At 71.5% G+C, this 11,465-nt stretch carries 10 protein-coding genes and 2 pseudogenes; all 12 read right to left on the bottom strand.

The window, feature by feature from the left end:
* Window positions 1–118: 118 nt before the first annotated feature.
* Window positions 119–1,060, bottom strand: coding sequence for a site-specific tyrosine recombinase XerD (xerD, locus tag FPZ47_RS24045; protein WP_144954634.1), 942 nt, complete (start codon window positions 1,058–1,060; stop codon window positions 119–121).
* Window positions 1,060–1,680, bottom strand: a complete 621-nt coding sequence (locus FPZ47_RS24040; RefSeq protein WP_144954636.1) for an NUDIX domain-containing protein — start codon at window positions 1,678–1,680, stop codon at window positions 1,060–1,062. Before FPZ47_RS24040 ends, xerD begins: the two co-directional genes overlap by 1 nt.
* On the bottom strand, window positions 1,673–3,421 hold the full coding sequence (gene pyrG, locus FPZ47_RS24035; protein ID WP_144954639.1) for a CTP synthase: 1,749 nt from the start codon (window positions 3,419–3,421) through the stop codon (window positions 1,673–1,675). The genes FPZ47_RS24040 and pyrG overlap by 8 nt, the downstream gene beginning before the upstream one ends.
* A 131-nt stretch (window positions 3,422–3,552) precedes the next feature.
* Window positions 3,553–4,497 (bottom strand): copper transporter, encoded by a 945-nt coding sequence (locus FPZ47_RS24030; RefSeq protein WP_144954642.1) that lies wholly within the window; start codon window positions 4,495–4,497, stop codon window positions 3,553–3,555.
* Complete coding sequence (gene steA / locus FPZ47_RS24025; RefSeq protein WP_144954645.1) at window positions 4,498–5,679, bottom strand: putative cytokinetic ring protein SteA; 1,182 nt, start codon at window positions 5,677–5,679, stop codon at window positions 4,498–4,500.
* A gap of 184 nt (window positions 5,680–5,863) precedes the next feature.
* On the bottom strand, window positions 5,864–7,615 hold the full coding sequence (gene recN, locus FPZ47_RS24020) for a DNA repair protein RecN (protein ID WP_144954648.1): 1,752 nt from the start codon (window positions 7,613–7,615) through the stop codon (window positions 5,864–5,866).
* A gap of 6 nt (window positions 7,616–7,621) precedes the next feature.
* Window positions 7,622–8,539 (bottom strand): NAD kinase, encoded by a 918-nt coding sequence (locus FPZ47_RS24015; protein ID WP_144954663.1) that lies wholly within the window; start codon window positions 8,537–8,539, stop codon window positions 7,622–7,624.
* Between the two features lie 14 nt (window positions 8,540–8,553).
* Window positions 8,554–9,360, bottom strand: coding sequence for a TlyA family RNA methyltransferase (locus FPZ47_RS24010; protein WP_144954651.1), 807 nt, complete (start codon window positions 9,358–9,360; stop codon window positions 8,554–8,556).
* A gap of 4 nt (window positions 9,361–9,364) precedes the next feature.
* Entirely contained in the window at window positions 9,365–9,550 is a 186-nt protein-coding gene (locus tag FPZ47_RS24005; RefSeq protein ID WP_144954654.1) for a hypothetical protein, read from the bottom strand.
* Window positions 9,551–9,573: 23 nt separating this feature from the next.
* Window positions 9,574–10,593: an HAD-IIA family hydrolase gene (locus FPZ47_RS24000; RefSeq protein WP_144954657.1), complete on the bottom strand. Its 1,020-nt coding sequence runs from the start codon at window positions 10,591–10,593 to the stop codon at window positions 9,574–9,576.
* A gap of 2 nt (window positions 10,594–10,595) precedes the next feature.
* Window positions 10,596–11,150 (bottom strand): annotated as a pseudogene (locus FPZ47_RS23995) (tetratricopeptide repeat protein); the annotation flags it as partial.
* A 123-nt stretch (window positions 11,151–11,273) separates the two neighbouring features.
* A pseudogene (locus FPZ47_RS30785) lies at window positions 11,274–11,377 on the bottom strand (hypothetical protein); the annotation flags it as partial.
* Window positions 11,378–11,465 lie beyond the last annotated feature (88 nt).

Raw genomic sequence — 11,465 nt, 5'->3', positions numbered from 1 at the left:
CCCCGGGCCCCCCCGGGGGGCCTCAACCCCCACCCCGGGCCCCCCCCCCCCCCCCCCCCCCCCAAAACCCCCCCCCTTTCGGCCCAAATGGGGGGGTTTTGGCGTCTGCTCGCGCAAACTATCGCGCCCGCGGGTGGGCGCCGGCCCACACCTCACGAAGGGCGTGCACGGTCACCAGCGTGTAGATCTGCGTCGTCGTGACCGAGGCGTGACCGAGCAGCTCCTGCACGACCCGGACATCGGCGCCGCCCTCCAGCAGATGGGTGGCAAAGGAATGCCGCAGCATGTGCGGCGACACCCCCGAGGTGATGCCCGCCCGTTCGGCCGCGTCCTGCAGCACCTGCCACGCGCTCTGCCGGGACAACCGCCCGCCGCGCACGTTGAGGAAGATCGCCGGGGTGCCACGGCCCCGTCGCGCCAGTTCCGGGCGGCCGCGCACCAGGTAGGCCTGAAGCGCCCGCACGGCGGGACGCCCCACCGGCACCAACCGCTGCTTGCCGCCCTTGCCGCGCAGCAGCACCGACCTGGCTTCGGTGTCGATGTCGTCGACGTCCAGCCCGACCGCTTCGGAGATGCGCGATCCGGTGGAGTACAACAACTCCAGCAGTGCACGATTGCGCAGCGTCAGCGGGCCGTCGGCGGGGCTGTCGCCGCCGGCGCCCTCCAGCAGCGCCAGCACCTCGTCGACCGTCAGGCTCTTGGGCAGCCGGCGCGACGGCGTCGGCGGCCGCACGGCCTGTGCCACGTTCCGTTCGGCCAGCCCTTCCGCGGCAGCGAACCGGTGCAGGCCACGCACCGCGATCAGCGCCCGGGCCGCCGACACCGCCGACAGCGCCGCGGCCCCGGCCTCGGGATCGCCGCGGCGCAACGCCACCAAGAACTCGCTGACGTCGTTCTCGCCCACCTTCGCCAGATCGTGAATCCCGCGTTCTGCCAAGTGTTTCGAATAGCGCCGCAGGTCGCGGCGGTAGGAGCTCAGCGTGTTCGCCGAAACACCCCGCTCGATCGTCAGGTGGTCGAGGTAGCCCTGCAGTTGCGACTCCAGCACCGCCGTCGCCATCAGGCGTGCCTTCGGGCGGTGAACGCCGTCGGCCTGTCGGTCCAGGGGCTGTCGACCGGACGTGGCTCCGCGAACCCGCCGGCGACGGTGTGGGCGGCCAACAGTCCCGCGACCGCAATGGCATTGACGATTTCGCCCCCGAACACCTTGCGGACGGCATCGGTGAGGGGGAACCACTCCAACTGCATGTCGGCTTCTTCGTGATGCGCCTCGGGCCGGTCCACCTCGCTCAACCCGGTGGCGAGGTAGACGCGCACGGATTCGTCGCTGAAGCCGGGAGTGGAATCGAGGTCCACGAGCACGCGCCACGTGTCGGCCCGCAGGCCGGCTTCCTCCTGCAGTTCCCGGGCCGCAGTCAGGTGCGGCGGCTCCCCGTCGACGTCGAGCAACCCTGCGGGCAACTCCCACAGCCGGCGGCCCAACGGGTGCCGGTACTGGTAGACCAGCGCGACGTTGCCTTTGTCGTCCAGCGCCACCACGGCCACCGCGCCGAAGTGCTCGACGACCTCCCTGGTGACGATTTTGCCGCCGGGCATCCGCACCTCGTCGCGTCGCAGCGCGAAAATCTTTCCGGTATAAAGGGTTTCGGACGACGTGGTCTCGAAAACGTGCTCAGCCACGGGATGCGGGCTCGGGAAGCGGCCGTTGCGCGCCGTCTTGGTGGTTGCCGTTGGGCGAGTGCTCGGAAATGTCCATCGGCAGCAGTTCACCCGCCTTGTAGTCGATGGCCGCGCCGACGAACGCCGCGAACAGCGGATGTGGCCGGGTCGGTCGGCTCTTCAGTTCGGGGTGGGCCTGGGTGCCGACGACGAACGGGTGCACCTCCGGCGGATATTCGACGAACTCCACCAGGTGGCCGTCGGGCGACGTACCCGAAAACCGCAGACCGCTCTCGGCGATCCGGTCGCGGTAGGCGTTGTTGACCTCGTAGCGATGCCGGTGCCGCTCGGACACCTGCGTGGTGCCGTAGGCCTCGGCCACGATCGAACCCGGTTCCAGCACGGCCGGATACGCGCCGAGGCGCATGGTGCCGCCCAGGTCCGCCTCGCCGGCGACGATGTCGAGCTGGTCGGCCATCGTGGAGATCACGGGATCCGGTGTGCCCGGCTCGAATTCGGCGGAGTTCGCCTCGGTGATACCCACCGAGCGCGCGGCTTCGATCACGATGCACTGCAGGCCCAGACATAACCCCAGCAGCGGCAGGCCGCGTATGCGGGCATGGCGGATCGCCCCGATCTTGCCCTCGATGCCGCGGATGCCGAATCCGCCGGGGACCAACACCCCGTGCACGTCGGCCAGCGCGTGCGCGGCGCCGGCGGCGGTCTCGCACTCGTCGGACGGCACCCAGTGCATCTCGACTTTCGCGTGGTGTTTGAACCCGCCGGCGCGCAGCGCCTCGGTGACCGACAGGTACGCGTCGGAGAGCTCGACATACTTGCCCACCAGGGCGATTCGCACGGTGTCGTGCGGCTCGTGCACCCTGCGCAGCAGGTCGTCCCACTCGGTCCAGTCGACGTCGCGGAACGGCAGATGGAGCCGGCGCACCACGAACGCGTCGAGTTCCTCGCGGTGCAACACCTTGGGGATGTCGTAGATCGACGGCGCGTCGGGGGTGGAGATCACGCCGTCGATGTCGACGTCGCACATCAGCGCGATCTTGTTCTTCAGCGCTTCCGGGACGTCGCGGTCGCAGCGCAGGATCAGCGCGTCGGGCGTGATACCGATGCTGCGCAGCGCGGCCACCGAGTGCTGAGTCGGCTTGGTCTTCAACTCCCCCGAGGGGGCCAGGTAGGGCACCAGCGACACGTGCAGGAAGAAGACGTTCTCCCGCCCGAGGTCGTGGCGGACCTGCCGAACCGCCTCCAGGAAGGGCAGTGACTCGATGTCGCCCACCGTGCCGCCGATCTCGGTGATGACGACGTCCGGGCGGTGGCCGTCGGCGTCGGGCTTGGCCATCGCCAGGATGCGCTGCTTGATCTCGTCGGTGATGTGCGGGATCACCTGCACGGTGTCACCGAGGTATTCGCCGCGCCGTTCCTTGGCGATCACGCTCGAATAGACTTGCCCGGTGGTGACATTCGCCGAGCCGGACAGGTCGCGGTCCAAGAACCGCTCGTAGTGGCCGACGTCGAGGTCGGTCTCGGCGCCGTCCTCGGTGACGAAGACCTCGCCGTGCTGGAACGGGTTCATCGTTCCCGGGTCGACGTTGAGGTACGGGTCGAGCTTCTGCATCATCACGTGCAACCCGCGGGCGGTGAGTAGCTGGCCCAGGCTGCTGGCGGTCAGGCCCTTGCCGAGCGACGAAACCACGCCACCGCTGACGAAGAGGTGCTTCGTGGCGGTTTGCGGATGCTTACGCAAGAGGCGACCTCCGTGAAGACGGGCAGGGCTTAGGGTTTTCTAGCTTCGACTAGATGGGCCTGCCGACCCACGGAATCCCACCCTAACACCCGGCACGCCACTGCGCCGCGAACACGCCCGACGGGACGCGTTCACTGGGGAACGGTAACCGAGGTTGCCCCATGGCCGGTGCCGTACTGCCCGACGTGGCCGCCGTTGATCAGGTCGTGCAGGCCCAGGATCGCCGTGATCCTCCCCGGGGCGGTGTCGACGTCGTCGACGGTGCTGACCACCGACGACATGCCGGAGTCGGCGCGGGTCACGGCGACCGCGGCGCCGCCCGTGGCCGAACCGTCGCGCCCGGCGAGCAGCGTGCCCGAACCGTGCGGCGCCAGCGCCGCGGAGAACCGCGCCACGCTGACCCCCTGATTGCCGGCGTCCTGCGGCAACGCGCCGCCGGTCACCACGAGCGCGGCGTTTGCCGCCCCCAGGTGGTCGGCCGGCTGATAGGTGATGAACCCGGTGTCCCGCAGCGACGCCAACACGGCATCACGCTCGGGATCCTGAACTTGTTGGACGTCCGGGTTGGCGTTGATCAACAGCGCGATGCCCAGCAGGTCGCCGGCTTGCGAGCCCTGGTCGACGAGCTTGGTGCTCAGTTGCTGGCCGGCGGGCAGGACCGACGAGTTCACCACCGTCCGCAGCTTCTCGGCGGAGTTGGCGTCGACGAACTCCTGAGTCAGCGACACCGTCCCGGTGAGCGTGCCGCCGGCCTGGCCGACGAACTTCGAGACGGCCGCCACGTCGTCGTCCTTGGCGTCCGGGGTGCGGAACACCACCACCGACTTGCCGCCCAGCGCGTCATGCACGATCCGGCCGGCCAGTTGGTCATCGAAATTGTTTGCCGCGCTGAGCTTTTGGTTCAGCGCATTCTTCTGGTCGTTGAGTCCGCTTATCTGCGTGTACAGATCCCGCTTCTCGGCACGCAGGCTGGACAGCAGGGTGTCGGACAAAAAGCCCGAACCCAGCACCACGCCGACGGCCAGCGACAGGAAGACCGCGGCCAGCGAAAGCGCGTGTTGGCGTAACGAGATCATCTAGGTCATCCACTTCTGCACCATGAGGGTCAAGTGGTTCCAGTACTCGGTGATCCAGTGCAGCACCACGGCGTCGGTGCGCGACACCCACAGGGCCACGACGACGGCGATCAGCATCGTCAGCGCCAGCAGCGCGATGGCGCCGCCGGAGATGTTGTGGCGGTACAGGGTGGCAACGGCTTTGGCGTCCACCACCTTCTCGCCCACCCGCAGTCTGGTCAGGAACGTCGACGGGTTGCTCTGGGCACGCGTCCGGTCGAAGAACGTCTCGATGTTGGCGGTGTGGCCCGCCGTCACCAGCAGCGCGGCGCCGTGGTGGTCGGCCAGCAGCAGAGCCAGGTCGACCGCCGAGCCGGCCGCCGGGAAGGTCATCGCCCCGACGCCGAGGTCCTGGATCCGTTCCAGACCGGGCGCGTGACCGTCGGCGTCGGCGGGCAGCACGACCTGGGCGCCACACTTGAGAGCCTCGGTGCTGATGTGGTCGGGATCCCCGACGATGAGCTGCGGGCGATATCCGGCCTTGCGCAACACATCCGCACCGCTGCCGACACCGATGAGCACCGGCTGATATTCCTTGATGAACGGCTTGAGCGAGTGCAGGTCGTCCTCGGCGCTGGGCTCGTCGGCGACGATCACCACGTGGCGGCGCCGCAGGTCGACGTCGACGTCGGGGATGCCGATACCGTCGATGAGCAGCGGGCTCTCGCTCTTGATGAACTCAATGGTGTTGCCGGCGAACGCTTCCAGATGCGCGGCCAGACCGCTCTTGGCCTCCCGCATCAGGTCGGCGATGTCGTGGTCGGTGCGCTCGGTCCCGCGGACCAACCGGCGATCGCCCGCATACACCCCGCCCTCGTGCAGGCGGATTTTGGCGCCGTCCTTGACCTTCTTGAAGACGTCCGGGCCGGTGTCGTCGATCAGGGTGACCCCGTTGTTGACCAGCACCTCCGGACCCATGTTCGGGTAGCGGCCCGACACCGAGGGCGATGCGTTGACGACCGCGGCGATGTCGGCTTCCACCAGCGCGTCGGCGGTGATGCGGTCCAGGTCCAGAATGTCGAGCACCACGATGTCGCCGGGACACACTCGCCGCAGCAAGCGGTCGATGTTCCGGTCGACCCGGGCGGTGCCGGTCAGGCCCGGACGGGACGTATTACGCGAGAGCAGCCCTGACATCTTCATGGGGCCGATTCTGTCGGCGAAGCTCCGCCGGGGCGGGGAGGCGCGCCGTAACACCAGCACCATAAGTTATCTAGAGTCACAGCTGTCACAGGTTGATGACGAGTCGGCGTCGGTGCCGTCGCGCGAAGGTGCGCATATGTACGTGGTATGCGGAATGTCGGCGTACCGACACGCACACTCGCGGCTACGGGTGGTTGTCGCCCTGGGCCGCGTCGAGAAGTTCGCGGGCGTGCGCGCGGCCGCTGTCGGATTCCCCCAGCCCGGCCAGCATCCGCGCCAGCTCGGCGACCCGCTCGTCGCCGGTGACGCCCTGCACGGAACTCGCGCCCCGAGCGCTGTGCACCACCAGATGCACATCCGCATACGCGGCAACCTGCGGCAGGTGGGTCACCACGATGACCTGATGGGTGCGCGCCAGCCGCGCCAGCCGCCGCCCGATCTGCACCGCTGCCCGGCCGCCGACGCCGGCGTCGACCTCGTCGAACACCATCGTCAGTCCCGACGCGGCGGCCGCCAGCACCACCTCCAGCGCCAGCATCACCCGCGACAGCTCGCCGCCCGACGCGCTCTTGGCCAGCGGCAGTACCGTCATGCCCCGGTGCGCCGCGAAACCGAACTCGACGGCGTCGACGCCGTCGAGGCCCGCCGTGGCGGGCTCCCCGGAGGGCAGCGTGAGGGCGGTGGGGTCCCCCGGCTCCGCCGCGTCGACGGTGACGTCGATGGTGAACTCTGCCTCGCCCATCGCCAGGCCAGCCAGCTCCGCGGTCACCTCCTTGGCCAGCCGCTTGGCGGCCTTGCGCCGCGCCTTACCGAGATCGACTGCGGCCTGCGACAATTCGCGCGCCAGCTGGTCCACCCGGGACGCCAATGCCGCCAATCCCTCCTCGGAGATGTCGAGTTGGGCGAGCCGTTCCCGCGCCTCGCGCGCCCAACCCAGCACCCCGTCGATGTCGGCGGCGTACTTACGGGTCAACGTGCGCAGTTCGGCCTGGCGGGCGAGCTTGGATTCCAACGCACTGGCATCCGCGGGCAGCTCGTCCAGAAAGCCGCCGAGTTCGCGGGCCGCCTCGGCGACCGCCGTCAGGGCGTCGCCGACCTGCCCGGCCAGCGCCCGCAGCGTCGCGTCGTCGACCGACTCCAGGGCCGTCCTCGCCCGCCCCAGGCAGTCGGAGGCGCTCGGACCGGACCCGTCCGCGTCGTCGGGGGCCCCGGCCAGCGCCGCGCGCGCGCCGGCCGCGGCCTCGCGCAGCGTGTCCAGCTCGCAGAGCCGCACGATGTCGGCGACCAGCGCGTCGTCCTCGCCGGGTTGCGGGTCGACGGCGTCGATCTCGGTGAGCGCGAACTTCAGCCGGTCGGCCTCCTGAGCCAGTTCGCGGGCCCGGCCGCGCCGGTCGATCAGGTCACGCCGCGCCGACAGCCAGGCGTCGCGCAGCTTGCGGTACCGCTCGCACGCCGGGGCGGTCCCCGCGAAGCGGTCCAGGGCGGCGCGCTGCTCCTCGGGGCGCATCAGCCGCAGCTGGTCGTTCTGCCCGTGCAGCGTCAGCAGCTCGGTGGTGAAGGCGCTCAGCGTCTTGGCCGGCACGCTGCGGCCCCCCAGATAGGCCCGCGAGGGTCCCTCCCGGCTGACCGAGCGCAACGCGATGATGCTGCCGTCCTCGTCGCGCTCCGCCCCCGAGGCCTCGAGCATCCCGTCGAGGCGGGCGGCCACCGCGTCATCGAGCTCGGTTGTGGTGAAACGCCCTTCGACGACGGCGCGGTCGGCTCCGGACCGCACCCGGGTGGGGTCGGCTCGGGCGCCGCCCAGCAGGTGCAGCCCGGTGACCACCATGGTCTTGCCGGTGCCGGTCTCACCGGTGAGCACCGTGAGGCCGCGGTCGAACTCGGCGGTGGCCACGCCGATGGCGCCCAGCGACTCGATCCGAATCTCGGTCAGCACCCGCGATTACTTCCCGCGCCACCCGGTCACCGGCAACCGGAACTTGCGCACCAGCCGGTCGGTGAACGGCGCGCTGTCCAGGCGCGCCCATTTGACCGGGGTGGCGCAGCGGCTGACCTCGAGCCGGCTGCCGGCGGGCACCGGCATCTCGCGGCGCCCGTCGCAGAACACCAGGGCGTCGTGCCCGTCTCCTTCGACCTCGATCGCGACGGTGGCGTCGGGGCTGATGACCATGGGCCGGGCGAACAACGCGTGGGCGTTGTTGGGCACCACCAGGATTGCCTCGAGGTCCGGCCACAGCACCGGGCCGCCGGCGGAGAAGGCGTAGGCGGTGGACCCGGTCGGCGTCGAGACCAGCACCCCGTCGCAGCCGAAGGCCGACACCGGGCGCCCCTCGATCTCGACGACCACCCCGAGCACACCCAGCCGCGGACCTCTTTCCAGGCTCATCTCGTTGAGCGCCCACTCCCGCCGGATGACCCGGCCGCCCTGGTTCACCACGACATCGAGGGTCAGGCGTTCCTCCACCCGGTAGTTGCGGGTGATGACGCGGTCCAGCACGCGGTCGATGGCCTCGGCCTCGGCCTCGGCCAAGAATCCGATCCTGCCCAGGTTGACCCCCAGCACCGGAACCCCGGCATTTTTCGCCAGCTCGGCCGCCCGCAGGAAGGTGCCGTCGCCGCCGAGAACCAGCACCAGCTCGCAACCCTCGGCCGCATGCGGGTCGGCCTCGACCACCTCGATCTCGACGCCCATCGCCCGCATCTCGCCGGGCGCCAGGTGCAGCGAACCCCTGTCGACGGCCTCGGTGGAAAGCAGTCGCAGCGCAATCCCGTTGTCGCCCAGCACCTTGACTATCCGCCGGGCGGTCTCGGTGGCCTCGTCGCGGCCGGTGTGAACCACCAGCAGGACGGTGCGGCGCACGTTCGGTTGAGCACTCACTGCGGGCCCTCCGTCACCGCGCGGCGCACGGCGTCCCCCAACGCGTCTCCCGCCAGCGCGCGATCGGTCTCGGCGCGCAGCCACAGGAAGTATTCGACGTTGCCCGACGGGCCCGGCAGCGGGCTGGCCGCCGCGCCGACGGTGTGCCAACCCAACTCCCCGGCGCGCCGCGCGACGGCCAGCACCGACTCGGCGCGCAGGCCGGGATCCTGCACCACCCCGCCGGCACCCACCTGGCCCCTCCCCACCTCAAACTGCGGCTTCACCATGGGAACGATATCCGCGCCGCGCCGCGCGCACCGAACCAGCGCGGGCAACACGGTGGCCAGCGAGATGAACGACAGGTCGGCCACCACCAGGTCGGCCGGCCCGCCGACCGCCTCGGGTGTCAGGTCGCGGACGTTGGTCCGCTCGACGACAACCACCCGCGGGTCGCTGCGCAGCGACCAGGCCAGCTGCCCGTATCCCACGTCGGCGGCGACCACCTCGGCGGCCCCGCGGTCCAGCAGCACCTCGGTGAACCCGCCCGTCGACGCCCCGGCGTCCAGGCAGCGCCGGCCCGCCACGGGTACGCCGAACGCGTCCAGTGCGCCGATGAGTTTGTGCGCCCCGCGCGACACCCAGCCGCGTTCGCCGTCGGCGACGGTCAGGTTCGCGGTGACGGCCACGGCGGTGCCGGGTTTGCGCGCGGGCAGCCCGTCGATGCTGACCTTCCCGGCGCCGATCAACTCCGCGGCCTGCTGGCGTGACCGGGCGAGGCCGCGCCGAACCAGTTCGGCATCAACGCGGGCACGTCGCGCCACCGCACTAGCCCTTCTCCGCCGACTCCAGCGCGGCCAGCAGCACGTCGTGCGCCTCGGAAAGACGGCGCGCTATGTCCTCCAGCTCGGCCAGAGACGGCCCGCCCTCGGCCGTTTCGGAGTCGCCGGAATCGGGCAGCCGGGCGAGCAGGGTGTCGATTTCGGCGCGAATCCGGTCAGGGTCGATATCCATCGCGTCCCTACGCTAGTCACCCGTCAGCCGGGGTGCAGCAACGACCAGCGTTGCAGGGCGTCGCGGGCCCGGTCGTCGCCGGCCCGGATGCGCGGCGCGCCCGCCCCGGCGGGAGCGCTCCACACCGCGCCGGCCACCGCGCGCACCACCGCCAGCCCGTCCCCTTCCACGTCGGCGCCGTCGCCGCCGGCGCTGACGGTCACCGCCGTGCCGGCGACCTCCACGCGCCAGCCCGGTTGCGGGCCCACCGCGAGCGACTCGCCGCTGCGATGCAGGGAGCGCAGGTCGTGGCCGATGTAGGTGGGCCGGTGGACGGGCTCGGCGCACACCGCGTCGCGCGCGGTGTTGACCCCGCAGAGCACCAGCAGGCTGGGCAGCCCGGCGGCGTTGGCGCCTTCGATGTCGGTATCCAACCTGTCCCCGACCACCAGCGGCGCGCGGAACTCGCCGCGGGCCACGGCGTCGGTGAACAGCCGCGGCGCCGGTTTGCCGGCGACCTGAGGTTCGGCGCCGGTCGCCGTCCGCAGCGCGGCGACCATGGAGCCGTTGCCGGGCAACAGCCCCCGTTCGGTGGGCAACGCGGGGTCGAGGTTGGCCGCCACCCACAACGCGCCGGCCCGGATCGCCTGGGCGGCCTCGGCCAGTTCCGGCCAGCCGACGGTCATGGACAGCCCCTGCACGACGGCGACCGGGTGATCGTCGTAGCGGCGCACGGGGCGCAGCCCGACCGCGGCGACCTCGCCGGCCAACGCGTCGGTGCCCACGATCAGCACCGGGGAGCCCGCCGGCAGCTGATCGGCCAGCAGCCGCGCGGCGCTCTGGGCGCTGGTGACGACGTCTTCGGGGGCGGCGGTGAAGCCGAGGTCGCTCAGGTGCGCCGCGACCTCCTCGGCGCTGCGGGAGGCGTTGTTGGTGACGAAGAACGTGCGGGCGCGCACCTCGGCGAGCGCCTGCACCGCGCCCTCGGTGGCGCTGCGGCCGCAGAACGCCGTCCCGTCCAGGTCGATCAGCAGGCAGTCGTATTCCTGCGCGATGGTCCTCATGTTCAGGCGAGCTCGCCGACCCGGTCCTCGGCGTCGGTGACGCCGTCGACATCCGCGCCCGCGGAGCGCAGGAACCAGTGCAGCGCCTCGTCCCTGCGCCCCAGCGCGAGCAGCGTGTCGGCGTAGGCGTAGAACAACCGCGCCGCCGTCGAGCCTTTGCGGCCCGGATCCAGCTGCGGCGTGGACAGCACCGTCAGGGCCTGCTCGAGCTGGCCGAGATCGGCGCGCGCGCCGGCCGCGACGATGCGCAGCTCGTCGGCGTCGTCGCCGCTGAGCTCGGCGGCCTCGGGTCCGCGGGCCAGTTCGATCGCCCGCTCGGGGCGGCCCAGTCCGCGTTCGCAATCGGCCATCAGCGCCAGCAACGAGGACTTGCTGCCCATTCTGCGGGCGGCGCGCAGTTCCGACAGCGCCTGGGCCCAGTCGCCGCAGTGGTAGGCGGCGATGCCGACGGCTTCGCGAACCGCGGCGATCCTGCTGGAGCGGGCCCGCGCCGCGCGTGCGTGGCCGAGCGCCGTCTCCGGGTCCTCGTCCAGCAACGCCCCGGCGGCGACCAGGTGGCGGGGGGGGGGGGGGGGGGGGGGGGGGGGGGGGGGGGGGGGGGGGGGGGGGGGGGGGGGGGGGGGGGGCGTCGCGCCGTCTCGGGGTCCCGGCCCCCCACCCCCCGGGGGCGTGCGGGGGGGCGCCCCCCGGGGGGGGGGGGGGCGCGGTCCAGGGTGCTCAGTTCGCGGCGGATCTCGGGGGCCAGCTGCCGGGCGTCCACGTCGGGCGGGATGGCGGGCGCGTCGTGCGGCGCACGGTCACCGCGGGAGTTCTGGGCGTCCCTGGGCTGGGTGTCCCTGGGCTGGGTGTCCCTGGGCTGGCCGTCCCTGGGC

This window comes from Mycobacterium helveticum, from assembly GCF_007714205.1.
GTDB classification, from domain to species: Bacteria; Actinomycetota; Actinomycetes; order Mycobacteriales; family Mycobacteriaceae; genus Mycobacterium; species Mycobacterium helveticum.
The sequence above is the reverse complement of the archived record's forward strand: the minus strand, read 5'-3'. Positions and strand labels throughout refer to the sequence as shown.